This window comes from Microbacterium gubbeenense DSM 15944, from assembly GCF_000422745.1.
In the GTDB taxonomy this organism is placed as follows: Bacteria; Actinomycetota; Actinomycetes; order Actinomycetales; family Microbacteriaceae; genus Microbacterium; species Microbacterium gubbeenense.
The window spans coordinates 261,484-285,837 of the sequence record NZ_AUGQ01000002.1 but is presented as its reverse complement, the minus strand read 5'-3'; the positions used below and the strand labels follow the sequence as shown (position 1 = coordinate 285,837).

The following is a 24,354-nucleotide window of genomic DNA, read 5'->3' as shown; positions in this document are numbered from 1 at the left end:
ATGGGGTATGGCGCCTCCCAGCCGGAATGAATACCGACGTCAATAGGATCGACATCGTGACCGAACCGCTTTCCCTGCCGCGCTTGATCGCGACGACGCGCGAGATCGAACCCGTCGAAGCCCTCGACTTCGCCGATCCGTCGAGTCCGACCGCATGGATCCGGCAGGGCGATGGGCTCGTGGCCGCGGGGCGCGACCTGCTGCACATCGACGTCGCCGAGGACGGACGCATCTCGGCGATCGCGGATCTGTGGCGCGCGATCTCGCAGACGACGGACATCGACGACGAGGTCGGGCTCCCCGGCACGGGCCTCGTCGGTTTCGGCGCGTTCGCGTTCGACGAATCGTCGGCCCAGCCGTCGACGCTCGTCGTGCCGACGACCGTCATCGGCCGTCGCGACGGCCGCTGGTGGCTCACGCGGATCCGCGTTGCCGACGCGGCCGCGGACGTTCCGGTTGCCGAGCCCATCGCGCTCGGGCCGTCGTGGTCGGCGACCCTCGGCCCCGGCGTCATGAACCCCGAGGCGCACGACGCCGCCGTGCGCGAGGCGCTCGCCGTGATCGCATCTGGCGAGGTCAGCAAGGTCGTGATCGCGCGGGACCTCATCGGCACCGTGCCGCCGCACGCGGATCTGCGCCGCCTCGTGCGCAGCCTCACCGAGGACTACCCCAACACGTGGGCGTATGCCGTCGACGGCATGATCGGCGCGAGCCCCGAGACCCTCGTCACGGTCGCGGGCGGCACCGTCGCCGCGCGCGTGCTGGCCGGCACGCGCCCGCGCGGCGCGGACGCCGGCGAAGACGACGCGGTATCGAGCGCGCTGCAGATCAGCGACAAGGATCGCGCCGAGCACCGGTTCGCCGTCGACAGCGTCATCGACGCGCTGAACCCGCACACGAGCGAGCTGCGCTACGGCGATCCGTTCCCGCTCGAGCTGCCGAATCTCTGGCATCTCGCGACCGACGTGCGCGGCACGCTGACGGGCGGAGCATCCGCGCTCGACATGGTGCGCGCGATGCACCCGACCGCGGCCGTCGCCGGCACGCCGACCGACCGCGCCATGGCGGAGATCCGCCGCATCGAGGGCTTCGATCGCGGCCGCTACGCGGGCCCGGTCGGCTGGATCGACGCGAACGGCGACGGCGAGTGGGCGATCGCGCTGCGCGGCGCGCAGTTCGCCCCCGCGGATCCGTCGTCCGACGCACCGCGCGCGGTCTCCGCACACGCGGGCGGCGGCATCGTCGAGGGATCTGTTCCCGAGACTGAACTCACCGAGACTCGCGTCAAGTTCCGACCCATAGTTGATGCCCTGGCCTGATCCGCCCCCGGGCACGGATCACTCTCAAAGCGGTCGCGCGTAGACTCGGGCCGTGACTTCGAATCGCGCTGACCTGGGCAAGGATCCGCAGACCGTGAGCGGCATGTTCGACGCGGTCGCCGCGCGGTACGACCTCACGAACATCGCCATGACGTTCGGCCTCGATGCCGCGTGGCGCCGTGCGACGACGCGCGCGGTCGATCCGAAGCCCGGCGAGCGGATCCTCGACCTCGCGGCCGGAACGTGCCGATCGTCCGCGGCGCTCGCCCGCCGCGGAGCCGAGGTCGTCGCCGCCGATTTCTCGGCCGGAATGCTTGCGCAGGGCCAGAGGCGCTTCGGCGACATGCGCGGGCTGAGCTTCGCGCTCGCCGACGCGATGGATCTGCCGTTCGGTGACGCGGAGTTCGATGCGGTGACCATGTCGTACGGACTGCGGAATGTTCAACAGCCGAAGGTCGCGCTCGCGGAGCTGCTGCGCGTCACCAAGCCCGGCGGCCGCATCGTGATCAACGAGTTCTCCACCCCGCCGAACGCGACCTTCCGCGCGCTCTACCGTTGGTACAACGCGCAGGTTCTGCCGCGGATCGCGCGCGTGGCCTCGTCGAACGGCGACGCCTACGACTACCTCAACGAGTCGATCCGCGATTGGCCCGCACAGAGGGAGCTCGCGGCGTGGATGCGCGAGGCGGGCTGGACCGCTGTCGCTCACCGCAACCTCACCGGCGGCATCGTCGCGCTTCATCGCGCGACGCGGCCGGTGGCCGCATAACCAACGGGTAGGGTAGACGAGTGACTTCGAGCCCCGCCACCACGGGCTCGCAATTGGCGAGCCGCTTCGGTCTGAGTGACCGTATTTTCGTCGGACCCGCGGCGCGCCGCCTGGCCCGGACGCTGGAGGACGGCCTCACGCAGGTGGAGAGCGCGATCGCCGAGGAACTGGCATCGGCCGATCCGCTGGTCGACGCGTCTGCCCGCTACCTCTACGAGGCGGGCGGCAAGCGGGTGCGCCCCATGCTCGTCCTGCTCACCGCTCAGCTCGGCGACGGCATGACGCCCGCCGTGCGCGACGTCGCGGTGGCGCTCGAGCTCATGCACCTCGGAACCCTGTACCACGATGACGTCATGGACAGCGCAGACGCGCGCCGCGGCGTTCCCTCGGTGCACCGCGTATGGAACAACTCCACGGCGATCCTCATCGGCGACCTGCTGCTCTCGCGCGCGAGCCGCGTGCTCGGCCGACACGGCGCCGAGGCGGTCGACATGCAGACGACGACCTTCGAGCGGCTGGTGATCGGCCAGCTGCACGAGACGGTCGGCGCGGGCGCTGACGACGATCCGATCGACTTCTACCTGCAGGTGCTCGCAGACAAGACCGGCTCCCTCATCGCCGCCGCCGCACAGTCCGGCGCGTACTTCGCGAACGCGCCCGACGAGGTGCGCGAGCCGCTTCGCGTCTACGGCGAGAAGGTGGGCGTCGCCTTCCAGCTCGCCGACGACGTCATCGACCTGTCGGACAACCCTGACGACACCGGAAAGGTGCCCGGCACCGACCTGCGTGCGGGTGTCGTGACGATGCCGTACCTGCTGCTGCGCTCGAGCGATGCGGCAGACGATCGCGACCTGCTCGCGCGCATCGACCAGGGCGTCGAACGGATCGCGGCAGGGGAGGATCCTGCGATCCTCGACGGCCCGCTCGCCGAGCTGCGCGATCACGCCGTCACGGCTCGCACCCACGCGCTTGCCCTGAGCTGGACGAACGAGGCCGTCGAGGCCCTCTCCGCGCTGCCGAACGGGCCAGTGCGCGAGGCCCTGACGCGCTTCGCCCGCCAGCTCGCCGACCGCTCGAGCTGACCGCTCCACGAGAGGGACCCGCATTACATGACCACGCTTCGCCTCGCCATCGTCGGGGCCGGCCCCGCCGGAATCTACGCCGCCGACATCCTGCTGCGCACGGAGCGCAACTTCGACGTGTCGATCGATCTGTTCGAGAAGCTCCCCGCGCCGTACGGCCTCGTGCGCTACGGCGTCGCGCCGGACCACCCGCGGATCAAGGGCGTCGTCAACGCGCTGCGCGATGTGCTCGACCGCGGCGACATCCGCATCTTCGGCAACGTGACCTACGGCGAGGACATCACGCTCGACGACCTGAAGAAGCACTACAACGCGGTCATCTTCTCGACCGGGGCGATCCGCGATGCGGCTCTCGACATCCCGGGCATCGACGCGAAGGGATCCTTCGGCGCCGCTGACTTCGTCAGCTGGTATGACGGGCACCCGGACGTTCCGCGCACCTGGACGATCGAGGGCGAGCACGTCGGCATGATCGGCAACGGCAACGTCGCCCTCGACGCCGCGCGGATCCTTGCGAAGCACGCCGACGACCTGCTGCCGACCGAGATCCCGCAGAACGTGTACGACGTGCTGAAGGCCTCGCCCGTGACCGACGTGCACGTGTTCGGTCGCCGCGGGCCGGCGCAGGTGAAGTTCACGCCGCTCGAGCTGCGCGAGCTGGGCGACATGAACGACGTCGACGTGGTCGTCTACGATGAGGACTTCGACTACGACGAGGCGTCCCGCGAGGCGATCGCCACGAACAAGCAGGTCAAGGTCATCGACCGGGTGCTGCAGAAATGGCGCGAGCGTCCGAGCGCGAACGGCACCGGCGGCGAGGCCTCCCGCCGCCTGCACCTGCACTTCTGGGCAAAGCCGGTCGAGGTGAAGACCGACGACGACGGCAACGTCACCGCTCTCGTCTACGAGCGGACCACGTCCGACGGCGCTGGCGGGGTCGTGGGCACGGGCGAGGTGCGCGAGCAGAAGCTCTCGCAGCTGTACCGCGCCGTCGGGTACTTCGGATCCGCGCTGCCGGGCCTGCCGTTCGACGAGCGCCACGGCGTGATCCCGAACCACGAGGGCCAGGTGCTCGCCGAGGACTCGAACGACATCGTGCCCGGCGTCTACGCGACCGGCTGGATCAAGCGCGGCCCAGTCGGCCTGATCGGCCACACCAAGTCGGACGCCATGGAGACCGTCACGCACCTCGTGAACGACCAGAGCTCGTGGTGGCAGCCGGAGGATCCGTCGGCCGAGGCGATCCCCGCGCTGCTCGAGTCGCGCGGCGTGGAGTGGACCGACCTCGACGGCTGGCACCGCCTCGACGAGCACGAGGTCGCCCTCGGCGAACCGCAGGGCCGGGCGCGCGTCAAGGTCGTGCCGCGCGACGAGATGGTGAAGATCTCCCGCGGCGAGTAAGCCGAAAAGTGAGGGCCCGGTCGGATGACCGGGCCCTCACTTTATGCTCACGCTGCGATCAGCGCGCCGTGCCCTGACGCTGGCCGCCGCCGTAGCCGCCGCCGCGGCGCTGTCCGCCGCCCGAGCGCTGACCGCCCTGACCGGCCGGACGACCGCCCTGGCCGCCACGACCCTGGCCACCGCGTCCGCCGCGGGACTGCTGGCCGCCCTGGCCGCCCTGACCGCTGCGGGCCGCGCGCTTGCGACGCGCGTTCGCGCCCTGCGACGTGCCGCCGCCGGTGGATCCCTCGGCCGGGGCGTTGCCCGATCCGGGGCCGCCGGGACGCGGGGCGACCGGCTCGGCGAGCTCGCCGACGAGCTCGGCGACCGCCGGGCTCGTCGCGCTCACGCGCTGCGGCTGCGCCTTGATGCCGGCGCGGCGCAGCAGCTGGCCGACCTCGCTGCGCTGGTCGGGCGTCATGACCGTCACGACGTCGCCCGAGGCGCCGGCGCGGGCGGTGCGGCCCGAACGGTGCAGGTACGCCTTGTGGTCGGCGGGCGGATCCATGTGCACGACGAGGTCGATGCCGTCGATGTGCACGCCGCGGGCCGCGACGTCGGTTGCGACGAGCACCTTGACGCTGCCGTCGAGCAGCGCGCCGAGGTTGCGGTCGCGCGCGTTCTGCGACAGGTTGCCCTGCAGATCGACGGCGGGGATCCCCGACGCGGTGAGCTGCTTCGCGAGGCGCTTGGCCTGGTGCTTCGTGCGGGAGAAGATGATCCGCTTGCCGTTGCCGGCCGCGAGGGCGCGCACGAGATCCTTCTTGTCGTCGGCGTCGACCGACTCGAACACGTGGTGCGTCATGTCGGGCACGTGTGACTCGGCCGAGTCGACCGAGTGCTCGACCGGGTTCGAGAGGAACCGCTTCGCGATCTTGTCCACGCCGTTGTCGAGCGTCGCCGAGAACAGCATGCGCTGACCGTCGGTCGGCGTCTGCGAGAGCAGGCGCGTCACGCCCGGCAGGAAGCCGAGGTCGGCCATGTGGTCGGCCTCGTCGAGAATCGTGATCTGCACGCCCTGGAGCGAGACGATCTTCTGGTTGATGAGGTCTTCGAGGCGGCCGGGGCAGGCGACGACGATGTCGACGCCGGCGCGGAAGGCCTGCTCCTGGGGGCGCTGCGAGACGCCGCCGAAGACGGTCGTCACGGTGAGGCCCGCGGCCTTCGCGAGCGGCACGATCACGTTGGCGATCTGCGTGGCCAGCTCACGGGTCGGTGCGAGGACCAGACCCGAGGGGCGGCCGGGGGTGCGCTTGATGCCGGCGAGGCGCGCGACGAGCGGGATCGCGAACGCGAGCGTCTTGCCGGATCCGGTCTTGCCGCGACCGAGCACGTCGCAGCCCGCGAGGGTGGACGGAAGGGTCGCCGTCTGGATCGGGAAGGGGGTCGGGCGGTCGACCGCGATGAGCACGTCGACGAGGTTGGAAGGAACGCCGAGGTCGGCGAAGGACTTTTCCTGCACGGGGGCAGAGGACATAGAGATATCTCTCGGTGAGGGTGGGGCGAACGCGGCGGATGCCGAATCCGATTCGCCACGGGAGCGGCGCGAGCAGAATTGCTCGAGCGACCGCGACGACGAACGCACGAAGCGTTCGGTGCGAGTCTACCCATGTCACCTGGGCGTCACCCGCGTTCATGAAACGCGCGCCGTCGGGCTCCCGCGAAGGAGCCCGACGGCGCGCGTCAGATCTGAGGTTCAGCCCTCGGTGACGAGCGGGTAGACCCCGTTCTCGTCGTGCACCTCGCGGCCGGTGACCGGCGGGTTGAACACGCACACGCACTTGATCTCCGTGCGCGGACGGACCTTGTGCTTGTCGTGGTTGTTGAGCAGGTACAGCGAGCCGGGCTTCAGCTGGTGCACCTCGCCGGTGGCCATGTCTTCGATCTCGCCCTCGCCGGACGTGATGAAGACCGCCTCGATGTGGTTGGCGTACCAGAAGAAGCTCTCGGTTCCGGCGTAGAGCGTCGTCTCGTGGACGGAGAAGCCGACGCCCTCCCGCGCGAGAATGATGCGCTTGCTGCGCCAGTTCTCGCTCTGGATGTCGTCGTCGGTTCCTTCGACCTCGTCAAGGGTGCGTACGAGCATGCGCTCTCCTTCGTTCAGGCCGCGAGCGCGGCGTCGGTGGCGGATTCGATGATGTCGAGCCCGCGATCGAGCTCATCGTTCGTGATCGTGAGGGCCGGCAGCAGCTTGAGCACCTCGTCCTCGGGCCCGGACGTCTCCACGAGCAGACCGCGCTCGAAGCATCCGGCCGCGACGCGTCCAGCCGTCTCGCCGTCGGCGAACTGCAGCCCGCGTGCGAGCCCGCGTCCCTTGGCGACCAGGCCCGCTCCCGGGTGTGCGGCCGAGAGCGCGTTGAAGCGGCTCTCGATCCGCGCGCCCTTCGCGAGCGTCGAGCGCTCGAGGGCGTCGTCCGCCCAGAACGTGCGGATCGCCTCGGTCGCCGTGACGAACGCCGGCGCGATGCCGCGGAAGGTGCCGTTGTGCTCGCCGGGCTCCCAAATGTCGAGCTGGGGGCGGACGAGCGTCAGTGCCATCGGCAGGCCGCTGCCCGAGATCGACTTCGACAGGCACACCATGTCGGGCTCAATGCCGGCTTCCTCGAAGCTGAAGAACCCGCCCGTGCGGCCGCAGCCCATCTGCACGTCGTCGAGGATCAGCAGGATGTCGTGCTTGCGGCACAGCTCGGACAGGCCGCGCAGCCACTCAGCACGAGCGGCGTTGATGCCGCCCTCGCCCTGGACCGTCTCGACGATGACAGCGGCGGGCTTGTTGAGGCCCGAGCCGGTGTCCGTCAGGAGACGCTCGAAGTAGAAGAAGTCGGGGTAGTCGCGACCGAAGTAGTCATCGAACGGCATCGGCGTCGCGTGCACGAGCGGCACACCCGCGCCGCCGCGCTTGAGCGAGTTGCCGGTGACCGACAGCGCGCCGAGTGTCATGCCGTGGAACGCGTTCGTGAAGTTGATGACCGATTCGCGGCCGGTCACCTTACGCGCGAGCTTGAGCGCCGCCTCGACGGCGTTCGCGCCGCCCGGGCCGGGGAAGACGACGCGGTAGTCGAGGTTGCGCGGGGCGAGGATCATCTCGCCGAACGTGTTGAGGAAGTCGGTGCGCGCCTCAGTGAACATGTCCAATGAGTGGATGATGCGGTCGCTCGAGATGTAGTCGAGCAGCGCTTCCTTGAGCACGGGGTTGTTGTGGCCGTAGTTCAGCGCGCCGGCGCCGGCGAAGAAGTCGAGGTACGGCTTTCCATCGACGTTGTACAGCGTGGATCCCTGCGCGCGGTCGAACGTGGTCGGCCAGGAGCGCGAGTAACTGCGTACTTCGGACTCACGGGCGGCGAGCGTGGAGGTGGACGGGTCTTCCGTAATGTTCATCGGGTTCTTCCTTGAGGGAATGCCCCGCTGGGGCAGCGACGCGCGATGCAACAGGCATCACGCGGCTGAGCCGGAATGCCTCAGACTTCCGCGGCTGCCGGTGCGTGGCTCAGGGGGCCGATCACATGCACCGGTTCAGGATCGTGCGCGTCGGGGAAGTGGTCGGTGAGGAAGAGCGCCGCGACGTGCTCCTCCGCAGACCAACGCCTCGCGAACGACGCGAACAACCGCTGTGAGGCGATGTTGTCGTCCGTGATGGTGGTCTCGAGCCACTCGATGGGAGATCCATCTGTGCGCGCGCCTGCGACGAGGTCGTCGAGCAGGCGTCCGGACAGTCCCTTGCCGCGCTGGTTCGCGTCGACCGCGACCTGCCAGACGAAGAGCCGATCCGGGTGCGCGGGGCGCCGGTACCCGAGAACAAATCCCACGACCTTGTCACCCTCGAGCGCCACACGGCACGTCGGAGCGAAATCGCGCGCGAACAGGACGTACGCGTACGACGAGTTGAGGTCGAGAGTCTCGGAGTCGCGAGCGACCCGCCACATGCCTGCGCCGTCGGCCATTCGCGGAGGACGAACCGCGACAGTCTGGTGACCATCGGTTTCGAGATCCTGCGAGCGCTGCGAAGACATGTGTCAAGGACGATACCGGGTTAATCAGCTTCTGCAACCCACGGCGCGTATGGTGCGAGCGTGCCGCGATTTTGCTATTGTGCGGGCCGATCGACCGCTACGACTCCGAGATCGCCGTGCCGAGCACCCGCAGCACGGCGTCGCGCGCCTCGCGGCCGCGCTCGCCGCGGTGCGCGATCAGGGCGTCCATGAGCGACTCGACGACGAGCATGAGCGCGACCCGGGACGTATGCAGCAGCTCGTCCTGGAAGGAATCGGCGGTCGACGGCACGACGAGCGCCGCGTCTGAGCCCTCGACGAGCGGCGAGCGCGAGAAGGACGTGATCGCGAGCACGCGCGCGCCGGCCTCGCGGGCCGAGCGCATCACCGCGAGCGACGCGTCGTTCGCGCCCGACCCGGACACGATCACACACACGTCGTTCGACGACAGCTGTCGGGCCGCGATGCGCTGGGCGAGGGAGTCCTGCAGGATCTCCGCGGGTCGCCCCGCCGCCGTCAGCCGCAGCTGCATGTCGAGGCCGAGCGGCGAGCTCAGCCCGTTCGCGACGATCAGCACGCGGCCGGCCTCGTCGAGGGCGGTGATGGCGGCGCGCAGCGACTCCTCCGTGATCGCCGACACCGAGTCGCCGATCCGGGCCGCGAACCGCTCGGCGGCGGCGCGCAAGGCCCCGTGCAGGGTGCCGTCGGACTCGTCGGGGGAGGACAGGTGCGACAGCTCCTGCGCCGCGGCGACCCGCAGCTGGGGGTACCCGTCGTAGCCGAGGGTCTGCGCCGTGCGCACCACGGTCGCGCGCCCCGCGCCCGCCTGGTCGGCGACGTCCTGCGCCGTCGATTCGACGGCGGATGCGAGATCCGCCGCGATGAACTCGGCGACCCGCAGCTCGCCCGCGTGCAGCGACGGGGCGAGCGCGCGGATGCGCACGGTCAGCGGGGCGTCAGCGGCGCCTGACCAGACCACGGTTCGTGGCTCCCTCCATGATGCGGCGGCGGATCGCGCCGGAGATCGCGTCGACGACCATCGTGGCGGCGATCACCACGATCAGCAGCATGCCGACCGTGCCCCACTCGCGGTAGTTCGTGTAGTTCGACAGCATCGATCCGATGCCGCCGGCCCCGACGAGACCGAGCACCGCCGACATGCGGATGTTGAGCTCGAAGCGGTACAGCGCGAACGACATGAGCGTCGGCATCGCGGCCGGCCACAGCGCCCACCGGAGGATCGCGACCTTGCCGCCGCCCGCTGCGGCGATCGCCTCGGAGGCGTCGTCGTTGAGCGACTCGATCGTCTCGTAGACCCACTTGCCCTGCGTTCCGATGCCGGCGATGCCGAGGGCCAGCGCACCGGTGAACGGTGTCAGGCCCGTGACCGTCAGCAGGATCAGCGCGATGATGACCTCGGGCACGGCGCGGATCACGGCGAAGATGCCGCGAAGGATCGTGCGCAGCCAGAGGGGGCCGACGCCGTGCGCGGCGAGCATGCCGAGAGGGATCGACAGGACGACGCAAAGGATCGCTCCGAGCCAGGCCATCGAGATCGACCGCCAGGTCTCGAACAGGGCGCGCGGCAGCTTGTCCCACGTCGGATCGGCGAACATCAGGACGCCGTATTCCCACGTCGAGCGGGGGAGGTCGAGGAGTCCTTGCCAATCGACATCGAGGAAGGCCAGGCACGCGAGGATGACGAGCCCGACGATCACCGACCAGAGGGTCGTCGCCGTCTTGGACGGGCGCGTGGGAAGCGCGCTCATGTGATCCTCCGTCTCAGCAGGTTCGAGCAGACCTCGATGATGATCACGACGACGAGGATCTCGAGGATGATGATCGACACGTCGTCATAAGCGTAGAAGCCGAACCGCTCGTTCAACAGGCGGCCGATGCCGCCGGCGCCGACGATTCCGAGGATCGCCGAGATGCGCACGTTGAGCTCGAGGGCGTACAGCCACTGGTTCCAGAACAGCGGCAGCGACTGCGGCAGCGCGAGCGCACGGTTGAGCTGCGACTGCGTCGCGCCCGCGGCGTGCCCCGCCTCGAGATAGGCGTGCTTGTCGGAGTCGATCGCTTCCGAGACGAGCTTCACGATCACGCCGATGTCGAAGAGGAACAGGGTCAGGAGGCCGGGCAGCGCGCCGACACCCGTCAGGGCGACGAGGATCGTCGCGTACACGAGGTCGGGCACCGAGCGGATCACGTTGATCACCGCGCGCACGATGCGCCGCGTCACGCCGTTGGGGTTCGTCGGCCGAGCCGCCCACAGCGTGAGCGGGATCGAGACGAGAGCGGCGAACGCCGCCCCGACGAGCGCCATCTGCAGCGTCTCGAGCATGGGCAGGAACGTGCGCGGCAGGAACGCGAAGTCGGGCTGCAGCAGCTGCGCCATCTTGTTCGCGCCGTTGCGCCAGTTGCGCGTGATCGCGCCGAAGTCGACGTCGACTCCGCCGATCGCCGGCAGGCACGTGAGCACGGTCAGGACGACGAGGGCCCCCAGGATGAGAACCGTCTTCGGCCAGGTGCGCGGCTTCGGCGGGACGACGAGGCTCACGTCGTCTCCAGGCGGTCCTGCGGCTGGATCCGGCGCCCGTAGATCTGCTCGAAATCCGCATCCTTCGCGCTCGATGCGGGGCCGTCGTAGACGACCTCACCGGCGCGCAGGCCGATCATGCGCGTGGTGTACTCCCGCGCGAGGTCCATGAGGTGCAGGTTCACGAGCACCGTCAGCCCGCGCTCGGAGTTGAGCCGCACGAGCTCGTTCATGACCGAGTGCGCGGTGGGCGGATCCAGGCTCGCGACGGGCTCGTCGGCGAGCATGACGCGAGGATCCTGCGACAGGGCGCGCGCGATCGCGACGCGCTGCTTCTGGCCGCCCGACAGGGATCCGGCGCGCGTCCATACCTTCTCGAGCATGCCGACGGAATCGAGCGCCTCGAGCGCGATCCTGCGGTCCTCAGCGCTCGCGATGCCGAAGAAAGAGCGCAGCGGGCTCTGCCCGGCGAAGCGCCCGACGAGGGTGTTGCGGTACACGTCGACGCGCTCGGCGAGGTTGAACGCCTGGAAGATCATGCCGATGCTCGAGCGCAGCTCGCGCATGCCGCGGCCCTTGAGCGAGGAGACCTCGTATGGGCCGACATCGATGGTGCCGCTCGTGACGGGAACGAGGCCGTTGATCGTGCGGATCAGCGTCGACTTTCCGGAACCGCTGAGCCCGACGATCGAGACGATCTCGCCCGGCTCGATCGTGAGCGACACGTTCTTGAGCGCGGTCGTGCCGTTGGGGTAGGTGACCGATGCGTCCTCGAGACGGATCGGCCACGCCGCGGGAGCCTCGGCCCCCGCGGCGTGAACGTCGTTCGTCATACTCAGCCTGCGAACTCTTCGAGGATCTCGCCGTAGCGGGTGATCTCGTCCTCGGCGGTCTCGCTCGTCCAATCGGACAGGCCGACGAGGTTGAACATCACGTCGGCTGCCTCGTCGGAGGAGTCGGCGTAGTCATCGAGCAGGGTCGTGAGCTCGGCCGTGAGGTCGTCGGGCAGCGTGTTCGACACGGCGACGCCGCCGTTCGGGATCATCTCGGTGTAGGCGAAGGCGACGGCCTTGTCCGCGATGTCGGGGAACTCCTCCGTGACCGTGACGCGGGCGTCCCAGTAGGCGAAGCCGATCTCGGCGTCGCCGTTCGCGACAGCAATGATCGCGTTGTTGTTGCCTTCGACCGGAATCTGCTCGATGTCCTTGTCGGTGTCGAGGCCCTGCTCGCGCATGGCGACGACGGGGTACTGGTAGCCGGCCGGGCTCGTCGCCGACTGCAGCGCGACTTTCGCGCCCTTGGCGTCGGCCAGGTGCTCGATGCCGATGGGGCCGCCCTCACCGAGGGCCGAAGCGCCGGCCTCTTCCAGCCCGTTGCAGTACGACAGCTCCGCGGGGCCCGCGTCGTAGGTCGCCATGACAGGCTCGTCGTCGCAGTACTTGTCGGGGTCGTTCGTGTAGGCGACGGCCGAATACGCGGTCGCGCCGAAGCGCACGTCGCGCAGGACGAGCTGCGCGTCGTACTGCTGGATGGCGTTGTACAGCGATCCGGCGTCGCTGATGATGACCTGCGACTGGTCGGATCCGAGCGCCTCGACGGTCGCCGCGTAGTTGTTCGCGACGACGCCGTTCACGTCGATGCCGAGGCCGTCCGAGAGATAGGCGGTGAGCGGGTCGAGCGCCTCGGCGAGGTCCTCGCCCTCGACCGAGGGCACGAGCGAGAGCGTGATCTCGTCGGGCCATTCGCCGTCCGCGGATCCGCCGTCGTCGGCGGCGCAGCCGGCAAGGCCGAGGGAGAGGATCGCGACGGCTCCGGCCGCGAGCAGGGGCTTGCGCATGGTGCTTACCTTTCGGAAATGGGGTGTGCTGTGGTGTCGTGCTCAGCGGCGTGTGCCCACGCCACGATCTGGTCCGCGAGCTCGGCGAGCGTCAGCGCCCGCATCGTCACGGAAGAGGTGCTCGTCGCCGCGGTCGCGCCGACCAGGGCCGTGTCGGCGCCGAGCTCGGCGGCCGGGGCGAGGTCGTTCTCGACGATGTCGCCCACCGACAGCACGGGGCCGTCCGCGATCGCGCGCTCGACGATCGGGGTCAGGCCCGCGGGCTTGCCGGTGTCGTACACGAACTCGTCGAAGTGATCCAGCACGCCCCAACCGCCGAGGGCGCTGACGACGCCCGCCTCGGGTGCGTTGGTGGCGAGCACCACGCGGGTGGCGTCGGGGAGCTGCTCGAGGATCTCCTTCAGCCCCGGCGCCGCCGCGGCCGGTTCGGCGGATCCGAGCTGCGCGCGGCTGGCGAAGTATGCGCGCTGGCGATCGTCGGATCCGATCCCTGCCTCGGCGGCGAGGGTGCCGACGACGTCGTATCCGTCGCGGAAGCGATCCGTCTGCCCGGCTTCGAACGCCTCGATCGTCGCGATCGTGCGCTCGAGGAATGCATCGTCCGCGTACCGCGCCATCTGGCGGGCGTACGCGAGAACCGGGCCATTGCCGACGACGACGGTTCCGTCGAAGTCGAAGACGATCGTTGATGCCACGCGCTCTCCCTGATCCTGATGGACGATGCGTTCACGATAACCCAATGACGTGGACGCATCGCTTACGCGCAGGTGAACATTGCGTGCCGGGTCGAACCATGTCCCGCTTCGTGCGGAAATATGGCCGCTGTTCCGGCGCCAACTGGGACACACTTCGAACCGTGTCCCAGTCGAAGCGGGGGTTCGGCGGTCCGAGCCGCACCACGTGCGAAACGGTGTCAGGTGCGGGGCGTGCGGGCCGCGTTCCAGCGCAGGCGGGGCGGATCCTCGGTGAGGTCGCGCGCGAAGGCGTTCGCGTCGGCGACGGGGAAGATCGTCAGGAGCCGCAGACCGGAACCATCGTCGAGGCCCGAAATGAGTGCGCCGTCGGTGAGGACGGCCCTCTGCTCGACATCGTCGACCCGCCACGATTCGAGCCGTGCGCTCGCCGGGGGATCCGTCAGGAGGGGCATCGCGGCGCCGAGCACGCGCTCGAGCGGCGTCTCGTCATCGCTGGCGCCGAGCTGGAAGTGGTCCGCCGGCAACCCGAGCGAGCTCGCGAGAACACCATCGTTCCAGCGATCGCTCTTGTAGCCATAGGGTGTGACCACGCTCGAGAAGAGATAGCCGTACACATGAACGAGGCCCGCGTTGCCTATCGGGAAGGCGGCGTCGATGTCGCCTGACTCATGGATCCGCGCGAAGACCTCGCGCTCGATAACCGCCTCGCCGACGTTCTCGTCGATGACGGTCGACCAGCTCCACCTGTCGAGACGCCCGGCCTGCCGGTCGCGGGCGATGGCCGCGACCGCATCGTGGAGCGGCGGGGTGTGCATGCGGATCACTTTACGGGGCTGACGGCAGGAGTACCGTCAGCCACCGGATCGTGAGCGCAGGACGCGCTGCGCGGACCCGGTGTGCGACGGCCGGCTACCTCTTATTGCCGGAGATCTTGCGTATCGCCCATGCGATGACGGCGATCAGCACGAGTGCGATACCGACCCACAACAGGAAACGGACGGCTTCTACGACACCGCCGACGACCAGCAGGACGACTGCGACGATGACAATGATTCAAAACAGGATGTTCATAGTCCTGAGCATACGAAGGCCGCGCGCCTCCCGCTAGGCCTAGACGCCCCGGTCAGCGTCTGCTAACGGAAGTTCTGGAACTGTAGCGCCACGTCGAGGTCTTCCTGCTTGCCCTTGAGGAGCGCGATGACCGTCTGCAGGTCGTCGCGGCTCTTCGAGCTCACGCGGATCTCCTCGCCCTGGATCTGGCTCTTAACGCCCTTGGGTGCCTCGTCGCGGATGATCTTGCCGATCTTCTTCGCGACCTCCTGGGCGATGCCCTCCTTGAGGGAGGTGACGATGCGCACCTGCTTGCCGCTCTCGAACGGTTCGCCGCTGTCGAGGCTCTTGAGCGAGATGCCCCGCTTGATCATCTTCGTCTGCAGAACATCGAGCACCGCCGTGGCGCGGTCCTCCGTGTTCGCGACGATGAGGATCTGCTCGCCCGACCATGACACCTCGGCATCGGTGCCGCGGAAGTCGTAGCGCTGGGCGACCTCCTTGCGCGCCTGGTTCAAGGCGTTGTCCGCCTCCTGGCGGTCGATCTCGGAAACGACGTCAAAAGATGAATCAGCCATGGCTCGATCCTACGTAGAACGGCGTATTCTGCAGAACCCGCCCGGGTACCCTTGAGGGGTGACTGACGCAGCGCGCATGAACGTCGAATCCTTCAACCTCGATCACACCCTCGTCGAGGCGCCCTATCTGCGCCTTGCGGATCGCAAGCAGCTCCCGGCGGGCGACGTCATCGTCAAGTACGACGTGCGCTTCACCCAGCCGAACGTCGAGCACCTCGAGATGCCGGTGATCCACTCGATCGAGCACATGTTCGCCGAGAAGAGCCGCAATCACTCCGACCGCGTCATCGATTTCTCGCCCATGGGCTGCCAGACCGGGTTCTACCTGATCCTCCAGGGCGAGCACACGGCCGGCGAGGTCGCCGATCTCGTCGCGGCGACGCTCGGCGACTTCGCCGATGCGGCCGAGGTTCCCGCCGCGAACGAGACCCAGTGCGGGTGGGGCGCGAACCACAGCCTCGAGGGCGCCCAGCTCGCCGCTCGTGCGTTCCTCGACCAGCGGGATGAATGGCTCACCGTCTTCGCGGAGACGCGCGCGTGACCGCGATCATCGTCCAGGTCGCGATGGACGAGGAAGCGCAGCCGTTCCTCAAGGCGGCGCGCCAGGTATCGGATCCGGTGACCGTCGGACGCGCGGTCCACCGCGGCATCATGTTCGGCGAAGCGACCGTCGTGCTCGTCGTCAGCGGCATCGGCATGGTCAACGCCGCCGACGCGGCCGCCGGGGCGATCCACCGCTACGGGCCGGAGGGCGTGATCCTCGTCAGCGCCGGATCCGCGGGCGGGCTCGGCGCGGACGCCCGCGTCGGCGACGTCGTCGTCGGCACGAGCGTCGTGAACGTCGACGCCGACGCGCGCGCCTTCGGCTACGCGCTCGGCCAGGTGCCGGGCATGCCCGCGACGTACGAGGCGGATCCGCAGCTCGCCGCCGCGCTCGCCGACGGCGAATCCGTGCGCCGCGCGCCGATGGGATCCGGCGAGAAGTTCGTCACCGCCGACCTCGCCCACGCTCTGCGCGCCGACTTCGATGGGCTCTGGTCGGTCGACATGGAGACCGCCGCCGTCGCCCAGGTGGCGCACAACCATGGCGCACGGTTCGCCGCGTGCCGCGCGATCAGCGACCTCTGCGCGCCCGACTCCGAAGAGTTCGAGACGCACATCGACGACGCGGCCGAGCGCTCGGCGCGCGTCGTGATCGACGCCCTCGCGCGCCTGGCGGCATGACGGACCCCGCGCTCCGCCGGATCCGCCTCGACATCGCGTACGACGGATCCGACTTCAGGGGGTGGGCGGCGCAGCCCGGCCTGCGCACGGTGCAGGGCACGATCGAAGATGCGCTCCGGCAGGTGCTGCGCAGCGACCTGCGCCTCGTCGTCGCGGGTCGCACGGACGCAGGGGTGCACGCCACGGGACAGGTCGCGCACGCCGACCTCGACGAGGATCAGTGGCAGCGCGCCACACGGCTCGCGCGCGGCCGCCAAGATGACGCGGATCCGGTCGCGCCGCTCGCGCGCAAGCTGCGCGGGGTGCTGCGCCCCTATGCTGACGCCACCGTCTCGCGCACCCGCACGGCCCCGGACGGCTTCGACGCGCGCTTCTCCGCCGCTTGGAGGCGCTACTCGTACCGGATCGCCGACCAGGCCGTCGGGTACGACCCGCTGCAGCGCCGCAACACGACGTTCGTGCGCGCCATGCTCGACGTCGACCGCATGGACGAGGCGGCCTCCACTCTCATCGGCCTCCACGACTTCGCCGCGTACTGCAAACCGCGCGAAGGGGCGACGACGATCCGCACGCTGCTCGAGTACGGCTGGCGCCGGAACGAGGACGGCGTGCTCGTCGCGGGCGTGAAGGCCGATGCGTTCTGCCACTCGATGGTGCGCGCGCTCGTCGGCGCGTGCGTCGCGGTCGGGGAGGGTCGCCTCGAGGTCGCAGACGTCGAGCGCCTGCGCGACGAGATGACCCGCACGAGCGCGTTCGCCGTGCTTGATGCCCGCGGGCTCACGCTCGCGGAGGTCGGTTACCCGGCCGACGACCTGCTCGCCGATCGCGCGGAGCAGACCCGCGCGAGGCGGGCGCCCGAGGAGCCGGGCACGGCCGATTCATAGCGGGTCGCTTCCGCCGAATCAGGAGGTCGGGCTACCGTGAGAGCACTATGCGCATCCTTTCTTACAACCTCCGCAAGCACGCGGCGGCCGCTGAGCTCGGTCGGCGCATCGACCTGCGCGATCCCGACGTCGTGTGCCTGCAGGAGGCGAACGTCGAAGACCTCCCGGCCCGCATCGGGGGGCTGCGCCTCGCGGCCGCAACTGACCGCAACCGGCTCGGGCTCGCGATGTACTACCGCGAGAGCTCGTACCGCTTCGTCGAGTCGGTGTCGATGGGGCTCAAGAAGTCGTTGCACGACATCGTGCTGCGGCCGGCGCACGAGCGGCTGCTCGGCCTGCAGTTGTTCGACATCGACGCCAGCCGCGAGATCACGTTCGCGTCGTTCCACGCTGCGCCGCTGACCGCGCTCAACTCGCTTCGGCGCGACCAGATCCGGTCCGCGCTGCAGGCGCTCGAGCGCCTCGGCCCCGGCACCCCGACCTTCATGGTGGGCGACTACAACTATCCCGTCTTCAAGGAGCGCCTGGGCGACCAGATCCGCGAGCACGGCTACGACATGACCCTCAGCGACTCGCGCACGTACACGCGGTACCGCTTCTTCAAGGGGCACTACGACTTCGTGACGAGCCGCGGGCTCGCGATCAACGACGTCTCGACCCTCCCGCAGGGCACGAGCGACCACCTGCCGATCCTGATCGAGGCCGAGTACCGCCGTCACTCGCGCTGACGGGTTTCGGATCAGGCGCGCGCCGCCCAGCCCGCGAGCCGCGCGATCAGCTGACGGTGGGATTCGGACGCGTACGACTCGGCGTCGTGGCCGAGCAGGTCGACGGCGATCCGCGCGGTTCCGTGCTCGCGCGTCCAGACGACCGGATGGGTCAGGCCGTCGTGCTCGTGCGTCGCGACGACGTCGCGCGGCCCGAACGACTGCATGTACGAGTAGCGCTCATCGACGGCCTCGAGCGGCGCGGATCCCGCGAGCGGGTGGTCTGCCCAGTCGAACGCCGCGCGCGACTTCGGCGGGTGCATCGAGATGCCCGGCACCCACATGCCGCCCGTCGCGACCGGCCACTCGGGATAGTCGCGCAGCGACGCAAGAGAGGTGTGCATCGCGAGCACGCCGATGCCGCGGGCGAGCGCGCGGCGGAGCCCGCCCGTCGCGGCCGCCGGGGCGCCGATGGGCGGCGGATCGTGGCGCCACGGATCCCCGGCGTTCACGGCCAGCAGGTCTGCATCGTCGAGCGACGCGAGCGCCTCGTCGACCGGCAGGATCCGCGTGGCGAAGCCCGCCTCGGCGAGCACCGACGCCAGCGCGGGCGAGGTCTCGTCGAACGGGTGCCAGGGGTCGCGGTAGCGACCCTCGCTCGTGGCGATGACCGCGATCATCGGGCCGGGGTGCTGTCGCGCACGATGACCTCGCCCGCGAGCGGATCCTGTTCGACCCAGTCGTCGGCGATGATCGCCGCGACGGCGGCGCGCCCGAGCTGCTCGAGCGGGGCGCTCACGGTCGTCAGCGACGGAACGATGTCGCGGCCGGTCTCGATGTCGCCGAAGCCCGCGATGGCGATGTCGTCGCCGACGTCGCGCCCTGCGTCGCGCACGGCCGACATGGCGCCGAACGCCATGACGTCGGACGCCCCGAACACGACGGTTCCGGGCTCGACGCCGACCTGCAGCGCGGCCTCCATGAGGCTGTAGCCCGCGTCGCGCGTGAGGGAATCGCGCAGGATCGTCGGCGCGGATCCGCCCGCCGCGGTGAAGCCCTCCGAGAAGCCCGCGACGCGGTCGTCGCTCGTGAGCAGCCCCTCCGCCGCTGCGAGCACGAGCGCCTTTCGGTACCCGAGCGATCCGAGCCGTTCGCCGAGCTCTCGCGTGCCGCCGTAGTTGGCGATGCCGACGACGCGGCTCGACACGCCCTCGGCGCCGTAGCCGAGCGTGACGATCCGCGCGCCGTCGCTCTCGAGCACGGCGAGCGCCTGCGTGAGCGCCTCGCTGTGCTGCGACGTGTGCCGCGATGCCGCGAGCACGATCCCGCGCGGTCGCTGCCCGCGCAGCGAGCGGATCAGGCGCGCCTCGCGCTCGGGGGAGCGCTCGGTGATGCCGATCGTCGCGACGAGATTGTGCTCCTCGGCCGCGTGCGCGACGCCGGCGGCGATCTCGGAGAAGTAGGAGTCGGCGATGTTCGCCACGAGCAGGGCGATCGTGGCCGACGTGCCGCGGGCCGTGGCCTGCGCGGAGAGGTTCGCGGAGTAGCCGAGATCGGCGGCGGCGGCCTCGACGCGCTCGCGATAGGAATCGGCGACCTTGCGCGTGGATCCGTTCAGCACGCGTGAGGCCGTGGCGAGCGAGACGCCCGCCTGGCGTGCGACGTCGTGCAGCGTTGCCGCGCGCTGCTTCGCCGTTGAAGGTGTCATTTCAGAAGGTTATCGAAGGTCGAGGGGCGGCCCGCGAACGAGAGAGTATCCGCCTCGTCCGCGGGCCGGATAATCATGCCAGGTAGGGCGCGACGGCGGTGTCGAAGCCGGCGATCGTGCGGCGCACGGCCTCCGCCGGATCCGTGTCCCAGATCGCCTGGTTCAGCAGCTCGACCTCGATGTCGCCGGTGTATCCGGTGGCCTCGACGGCGCGCGTCATGGCCTCGAAATCGATCATGCCGTCGCCCGGGTAATGGCGCGAGAGCAGGTTGTCGGCCTCGAGCGGCGTCTTCCAATCGCATACCTGGTAGCTGGCGATGCGGCCCTCGGCACCGGCGCGCGCGATCTTCGGCAGCACGTCCGGGTCCCACCACAGGTGGAACGTATCGACCGTCACGCCGACGACGGCCGGGTCGAAGTCGGCCGCGATGTCGAGCGCCTGATCGAGCGTCGACAGCACCGACCGGTCGGAGGCGTACATCGGGTGCAGGGGCTCGAGCGCGAGCTGCACGCCCTGATCTTTCGCATACGGCGCGAGGGTCGCGACGGCGTCGCGCACCCGCTCGCGCGCACCGACGATGTCGCGCGAGTTCTCGGGCAGTCCGCCGACGACGATGACGAGCGCGGCACGGGATCCTTCGGCGCCCGCGTTCGCGAGCGCCGCCGTCTCATCGATCGCGCGGCGGTTGTCATCGAGGGCGGCCACGCGGGTGGGGCCCTCCTCGGCGGTGAACCAGCCGCCGCGGCAGTGCGTCGAATAGCGCAGGCCCGAGTCGGCGATCATCTTCACCGACTCTGCGAGCCCGGCCTCCTGCACCTGCTCGCGCCACAGGCCGAGCGAGGAGATGCCCGCGTTCTGGACGACCTCGATCGCCTGTGCGACGGTCGTGTACTTGATCGTCGCCTGGTTGATGGATAGCCGGGGGTGCGTCATGCGGTGACTCCGTTCAGGCGCAGGTAGTCGTTCCACCGCTGGGCGGCGAGCTCGGGCTTCTCGAGCGCGTGCGCGTCGTTCGCGAGCGAGACGATCTTCGACAGGTGCGGCAGGCTGCGCGCGGAGTGCAGGCCGCCGATCATCTGGAACGCCGACTGGTGGCCGTTCAGCCACGCGAGGAACGCGACGCCCGTCTTGTAGTAGAACGTCGGCGCGGCGAAGACCTGACGGCTGAGCGCCTCGGTGGGGGCGAGCAGCTCGTAGTAGCGGTCCGGATCCCCGGCATCGAGCGCCTGGATCGCGGCCGAGGCCACGGGCGTGATCGCCGAGAACGCGCCGAGCAGCGCGTCCGAGTGCGTGCGGCTCGTGCCGGCGCTGCGCTCGGGCTGTTCCGCCTGCGGCACATCGGCGCCGCCGATGAGCCCGACGTAGTTGAAGTCGTCGCCCGTGAACATGCGCACGCCGTCCGGCAGCTGCTCGCGCACGTGCACCTCGCTCGCGGCGTCGAGCAGGCTCATCTTGATGCCCGCCACCTTGTCGGCGTTCTCGGCGATGATGTCGACGACCGTGGCCGAGGAGACGTGCCAGTCGTTCGAACCGAAGTAGCCCTCGAGATTCGGATCGAAGGCGGTGCCGAGCCAGTGCAGCACGACCTGGCCGGTCGCGGCCTGCAGCACGGCACGATACACCGTGCGGTAGTCCTCGGCGCTGGTGGCCGTGCGCGCGAGGTGGCGGCTCGCCATGATCACGGGAACCGCACCGTGCTCCTCGGCGTGCTCGAGCTGGTAGATGTAGCCGTCGATGATCTGCTGCAGCGAGACTGAGGGCTCGTCGATGTGGTCGGTGTTCACGCCGACCGCGACGGATCCGCCCTCTTCGCGCGCGACCTCCGCGCTGCGGGCGATGAGCTCGCGCACGGCGGTCGCGTCGATGCCCATGTTGCGCTGCGCGGTGTCCATGGCGTCGGCGACGCCGAGGCCCCACGAGTACACCGAGCGGCGGAACGCGAGCGTCGCGTCCCAGTCGATCGCGGCGGGCTGGCCGGGGGTGTTGTCGGCCCAGGCGATCGGCGCGACATGCGCCGCCGCATAGGCGACGCGCGAGCGGAGGCCGCCTATGGGCTTCGTGAAGCCCGGGGCCTCGTTGAGCGGGGCGAGCGACGCGGATCCGTCGTCGCCGAGCAGGACGAGCGAGTCAGACATGGTCAGTCCAGCTCGATCTCGTTGAGTGTGACCTTGGCACCGGTGCGGTTCGACTCGAGGCCGGCCTCGGCGAGCTGCATGCCGCGGGCGCCCGCGAGCAGGTCGAACGGGTAATCGGTGCCCGTGACGTAGCTCTCGAGGAACTCCTGCCACTGCTGGCGGAACCCGTTCAGGAACACGTCGTTCGTGGGCACCTGCTGCCACGTCGCGTCGTAGTCGATCGTGTCCTCGAGGTCGGGGTTCCACACCGGCTTCGGCGTCGCGTTGCGGGGCTGGATCCGTGCGCCGAACAGGCCGACGACGGCGGATCCGTGCGTGCCGTCGACGTGGAACTCGACGAGCTCATCGCGGTTCACGCGCGTGGTCCACGACGAGTTGATCTGGGCGATCGCGCCGCCCTCGAGCTCGAACACGCCGTACGCCGCGTCCTCGGCGGTCGTGTCGTAGTGCTCGCCCTTCTCGTCCCAGCGGTCGGGGAGGTGGATCGAAGCCTGTGTATAGACCGAGTTGACCTTGCCGAACAGGTTCTCGAGCACGTAGTTCCAGTGCGGGAACATGTCGACGATGATGCCGCCGCCGTCTTCGACGCGGTAGTTCCAGCTGGGGCGCTGGGCGGGCTGCCAGTCGCCCTCGAAGACCCAGTAGCCGAACTCGCCGCGCACCGACAGGATGCGGCCGAAGAAGCCCGAGTCGATGAGGCGCTTCAGTTTCTGCAGACCCGGCAGGTAGAGCTTGTCGTGCACGACGCCGGCCTTCACTCCGGCCTTCTTGGCGAGGTTGGCGAGCTCGATCGACTCCTCGAGCGACTCGGCGGTCGGCTTCTCGGTGTAGATCGTCTTGCCCGCGGCGATGGCCTTGCGGATCGCGGTGGCGCGCGCCTTCGTGACGAGGAAGTCGGCGTAGATCTCCCACTTCGGGTCGGCGAGGGCCGCGTCGAGGTCGGTCGTGTAGTCCTCGATGCCGTGGCGGGCGGCGATCTCGGCGAGCTTCTCGGCGTTGCGGCCGACGAGCAGCGGGCGCACCGTGACCTTGGTTCCGTCGGACAGCTCGAAGCCGCCCTCGTCACGGATCGCGAGGATCGAACGCACGAGGTGCTGGCGGTAGCCCATGCGCCCCGAGGCGCCGTTCATGATGATGCCGATCTCACGGACGGCGGGAGTTGTGTCGGTCACAGTGCTTCCTTGCTCTTCTCTGACGGTAAACGCTTTCCGCGCTCATCCGAGTGTGCCACAGATCCACCCGCACAGGCAAGAACCGGACAAAATCGAAAGGGCGCCCGGCCCCGCGGATCCGCGAGGTCGGGCGCCCTTCACCGGCGGCGACAGATCAGAAGTCGAAGTCGCCGATATTGTCCGCGTCGAACACGAACGGGTCGCCGAGCAGCACGACGCCGTCGGCGCCGACCGTGAACTCGCCGAGGTCGCCGGCGGTGAACGTGTCGCCCTCCGCGCCCTCGATGTCGCCCGCCACGAGCGCGCCGGCGGCGTAGGCCGCGAGCGTGCCGAGGTCCTCCGGGTTCCACAGCGCGAACGCCGTGACGGTGCCGTCCTCGATGAACTCGCGCATCTGGTTCGGGGTGCCGAGGCCGGTCAGCGCGACCTCGCCCTTGGCATCCGAGTCCGAGATGTAGCGCGCGGCCGCGGCGAGGCCGACGGTCGTGGGCGAGACGATGCCCTTGAGATCCGGGTTCGACTGCAGGAGCGACGCGGTCTGGTCGAACGACTTCTGGTCCTCGTCATCGCCGTACACCGTGTCGATGACCTCGATGTCGGGGTACGTCTCGTTCACGTACTCGATGAACGCCTCGTTCCAGGCGTTCTGGTTCGTCGCATTGGCGGTGGCAGAGAGGATGGCGACCTCGCCCTCCTCGCCGATCTGCTCGGCGATCAGGTCGCCCTGCACCTTCGCGATGCCGGCCGCGTCCGCCTGGTTGATGAACAGGTCGCGGCAGTCGGCGCTCGTGTCCGAGTCGAACGTGACGACCTTCGTGCCCGCGTCGCGCGCTTCGTTCAGCGCATCGCAGATCGCGTTCGGGTCGTTCGCGGCGACGAGCAGGGCCGAGCGGCCCTGCTGGGCGGCCGTGTTGATGTAGCTGACCTGTCCGTCGGGGGTGGCCTCGGTCGGTCCGACCTGCTCGAACTCGGCGCCGAGATCCTCGGCGGCCGCGGACGCGCCCACCTCGGAGGCGTCGAAGTAGGGGTTTCCGAGGTTCTTCGGCAGCAGGGTGATCGACACGTCGCCCGACGCGGCCGCGCCGCCGTCGTCGGATCCGGATCCGGAATCGCCCGAACCGGTGTCTGCGCATCCGGCCAGCGTCATCGCTGCGACCGCGGTCACGGCAATGCCGGCCGACACACGCTTAAGTGAGAACGTCATCGTCTTACCTTTCATGGTTGG

Annotated in this window: 26 protein-coding genes; 8 read left to right on the top strand and 18 right to left on the bottom strand. The window is 69.5% G+C overall.

The annotated features are described in order from the left end of the window. Nucleotides 1-53: 53 nt before the first annotated feature. Genes G510_RS0103295 through G510_RS0103280 form a run of 4 tightly spaced genes read left to right on the top strand, consistent with a single transcriptional unit; the run spans nt 54 to nt 4,571 of the window. Nucleotides 54-1,319, top strand: a complete 1,266-nt coding sequence (locus tag G510_RS0103295; protein ID WP_029152449.1) for an isochorismate synthase — start codon at nt 54-56, stop codon at nt 1,317-1,319. Nucleotides 1,320-1,371: 52 nt separating this feature from the next. Continuing rightward, a complete protein-coding gene (locus tag G510_RS0103290) occupies nt 1,372-2,088 on the top strand; it encodes a demethylmenaquinone methyltransferase (RefSeq protein ID WP_029152448.1) in 717 nt (238 codons plus the stop codon). A gap of 20 nt (nt 2,089-2,108) precedes the next feature. Next, complete coding sequence (locus G510_RS0103285; RefSeq protein ID WP_029152447.1) at nt 2,109-3,170, top strand: polyprenyl synthetase family protein; 1,062 nt, start codon at nt 2,109-2,111, stop codon at nt 3,168-3,170. A gap of 27 nt (nt 3,171-3,197) precedes the next feature. Then, on the top strand, nt 3,198-4,571 hold the full coding sequence (locus G510_RS0103280) for an FAD-dependent oxidoreductase (RefSeq protein WP_029152446.1): 1,374 nt from the start codon (nt 3,198-3,200) through the stop codon (nt 4,569-4,571). Between the two features lie 58 nt (nt 4,572-4,629). On the opposite strand, the gene G510_RS15225 is transcribed toward G510_RS0103280, so the two are convergent. The 12 genes from G510_RS15225 to G510_RS0103220 form a co-directional block, all read right to left on the bottom strand. Then, nucleotides 4,630-6,087, bottom strand: a complete 1,458-nt coding sequence (locus G510_RS15225) for a DEAD/DEAH box helicase (RefSeq protein ID WP_051216259.1) — start codon at nt 6,085-6,087, stop codon at nt 4,630-4,632. 219 nt (nt 6,088-6,306) lie between these two features. Next, nucleotides 6,307-6,696, bottom strand: coding sequence for an ectoine synthase (locus G510_RS0103270; RefSeq protein ID WP_029152445.1), 390 nt, complete (start codon nt 6,694-6,696; stop codon nt 6,307-6,309). A gap of 14 nt (nt 6,697-6,710) precedes the next feature. Continuing rightward, nucleotides 6,711-7,988 (bottom strand): diaminobutyrate--2-oxoglutarate transaminase, encoded by a 1,278-nt coding sequence (ectB, locus tag G510_RS0103265; protein WP_051216257.1) that lies wholly within the window; start codon nt 7,986-7,988, stop codon nt 6,711-6,713. 80 nt (nt 7,989-8,068) lie between these two features. Continuing rightward, entirely contained in the window at nt 8,069-8,620 is a 552-nt protein-coding gene (gene ectA / locus G510_RS0103260) for a diaminobutyrate acetyltransferase (RefSeq protein WP_029152443.1), read from the bottom strand. A gap of 97 nt (nt 8,621-8,717) precedes the next feature. Continuing rightward, nucleotides 8,718-9,578: a MurR/RpiR family transcriptional regulator gene (locus G510_RS0103255; RefSeq protein ID WP_029152442.1), complete on the bottom strand. Its 861-nt coding sequence runs from the start codon at nt 9,576-9,578 to the stop codon at nt 8,718-8,720. After that, nucleotides 9,556-10,368, bottom strand: a complete 813-nt coding sequence (gene phnE, locus G510_RS0103250; RefSeq protein WP_051216255.1) for a phosphonate ABC transporter, permease protein PhnE — start codon at nt 10,366-10,368, stop codon at nt 9,556-9,558. Before phnE (G510_RS0103250) ends, G510_RS0103255 begins: the two co-directional genes overlap by 23 nt. Further along, nucleotides 10,365-11,159: a phosphonate ABC transporter, permease protein PhnE gene (gene phnE / locus G510_RS0103245; RefSeq protein WP_029152440.1), complete on the bottom strand. Its 795-nt coding sequence runs from the start codon at nt 11,157-11,159 to the stop codon at nt 10,365-10,367. The genes phnE (G510_RS0103250) and phnE (G510_RS0103245) overlap by 4 nt, the downstream gene beginning before the upstream one ends. Next, nucleotides 11,156-11,971 carry a phosphonate ABC transporter ATP-binding protein gene (phnC, locus tag G510_RS0103240; protein WP_029152439.1) on the bottom strand — a complete coding sequence of 272 codons (816 nt, stop codon included), beginning with the start codon at nt 11,969-11,971 and terminating at the stop codon, nt 11,156-11,158. Before phnC ends, phnE (G510_RS0103245) begins: the two co-directional genes overlap by 4 nt. A gap of 2 nt (nt 11,972-11,973) precedes the next feature. Further along, nucleotides 11,974-12,975: a PhnD/SsuA/transferrin family substrate-binding protein gene (locus tag G510_RS0103235; RefSeq protein ID WP_029152438.1), complete on the bottom strand. Its 1,002-nt coding sequence runs from the start codon at nt 12,973-12,975 to the stop codon at nt 11,974-11,976. A 5-nt stretch (nt 12,976-12,980) separates the two neighbouring features. Then, a complete protein-coding gene (locus G510_RS0103230; protein WP_029152437.1) occupies nt 12,981-13,670 on the bottom strand; it encodes an HAD family hydrolase in 690 nt (229 codons plus the stop codon). A 218-nt stretch (nt 13,671-13,888) separates the two neighbouring features. Next, a complete protein-coding gene (locus G510_RS15220; protein ID WP_051216254.1) occupies nt 13,889-14,485 on the bottom strand; it encodes a hypothetical protein in 597 nt (198 codons plus the stop codon). 318 nt (nt 14,486-14,803) lie between these two features. Further along, the gene (locus G510_RS0103220) at nt 14,804-15,298 is read right to left on the bottom strand and encodes a YajQ family cyclic di-GMP-binding protein (protein ID WP_029152436.1); all 495 of its coding nucleotides are present in this window, start codon (nt 15,296-15,298) and stop codon (nt 14,804-14,806) included. A gap of 58 nt (nt 15,299-15,356) precedes the next feature. Between G510_RS0103220 and G510_RS0103215 the strand changes: the two genes are divergently transcribed. Genes G510_RS0103215 through G510_RS0103200 form a run of 4 tightly spaced genes read left to right on the top strand, consistent with a single transcriptional unit; the run spans nt 15,357 to nt 18,134 of the window. Next, a complete protein-coding gene (locus tag G510_RS0103215; RefSeq protein ID WP_029152435.1) occupies nt 15,357-15,839 on the top strand; it encodes an S-ribosylhomocysteine lyase in 483 nt (160 codons plus the stop codon). Beyond that, nucleotides 15,836-16,522 carry a 5'-methylthioadenosine/S-adenosylhomocysteine nucleosidase gene (mtnN, locus tag G510_RS0103210; RefSeq protein WP_245563218.1) on the top strand — a complete coding sequence of 229 codons (687 nt, stop codon included), beginning with the start codon at nt 15,836-15,838 and terminating at the stop codon, nt 16,520-16,522. The genes G510_RS0103215 and mtnN overlap by 4 nt, the downstream gene beginning before the upstream one ends. Beyond that, nucleotides 16,519-17,406, top strand: a complete 888-nt coding sequence (truA, locus tag G510_RS0103205; RefSeq protein ID WP_029152433.1) for a tRNA pseudouridine(38-40) synthase TruA — start codon at nt 16,519-16,521, stop codon at nt 17,404-17,406. The genes mtnN and truA overlap by 4 nt, the downstream gene beginning before the upstream one ends. 47 nt (nt 17,407-17,453) lie before the next feature. Continuing rightward, the gene (locus G510_RS0103200) at nt 17,454-18,134 is read left to right on the top strand and encodes an endonuclease/exonuclease/phosphatase family protein (protein WP_029152432.1); all 681 of its coding nucleotides are present in this window, start codon (nt 17,454-17,456) and stop codon (nt 18,132-18,134) included. 11 nt (nt 18,135-18,145) lie between these two features. Here G510_RS0103200 and G510_RS0103195 read toward each other — a convergent pair whose 3' ends face one another. The 6 genes from G510_RS0103195 to rhaS form a co-directional block, all read right to left on the bottom strand. Then, complete coding sequence (locus G510_RS0103195) at nt 18,146-18,793, bottom strand: ThuA domain-containing protein (RefSeq protein ID WP_029152431.1); 648 nt, start codon at nt 18,791-18,793, stop codon at nt 18,146-18,148. After that, nucleotides 18,790-19,821, bottom strand: a complete 1,032-nt coding sequence (locus G510_RS0103190; protein ID WP_029152430.1) for a LacI family DNA-binding transcriptional regulator — start codon at nt 19,819-19,821, stop codon at nt 18,790-18,792. The genes G510_RS0103195 and G510_RS0103190 overlap by 4 nt, the downstream gene beginning before the upstream one ends. A gap of 73 nt (nt 19,822-19,894) precedes the next feature. Continuing rightward, nucleotides 19,895-20,755, bottom strand: coding sequence for a sugar phosphate isomerase/epimerase family protein (locus G510_RS0103185; RefSeq protein ID WP_029152429.1), 861 nt, complete (start codon nt 20,753-20,755; stop codon nt 19,895-19,897). Continuing rightward, the gene (locus G510_RS0103180) at nt 20,752-21,957 is read right to left on the bottom strand and encodes a DUF993 family protein (RefSeq protein WP_029152428.1); all 1,206 of its coding nucleotides are present in this window, start codon (nt 21,955-21,957) and stop codon (nt 20,752-20,754) included. Before G510_RS0103180 ends, G510_RS0103185 begins: the two co-directional genes overlap by 4 nt. 2 nt (nt 21,958-21,959) lie before the next feature. Further along, nucleotides 21,960-23,087, bottom strand: a complete 1,128-nt coding sequence (locus tag G510_RS0103175; RefSeq protein WP_036321820.1) for a Gfo/Idh/MocA family protein — start codon at nt 23,085-23,087, stop codon at nt 21,960-21,962. A 196-nt stretch (nt 23,088-23,283) separates the two neighbouring features. After that, on the bottom strand, nt 23,284-24,333 hold the full coding sequence (rhaS, locus tag G510_RS0103170; protein ID WP_029152426.1) for a rhamnose ABC transporter substrate-binding protein: 1,050 nt from the start codon (nt 24,331-24,333) through the stop codon (nt 23,284-23,286). Between the last annotated feature and the right edge of the window lie 21 nt (nt 24,334-24,354).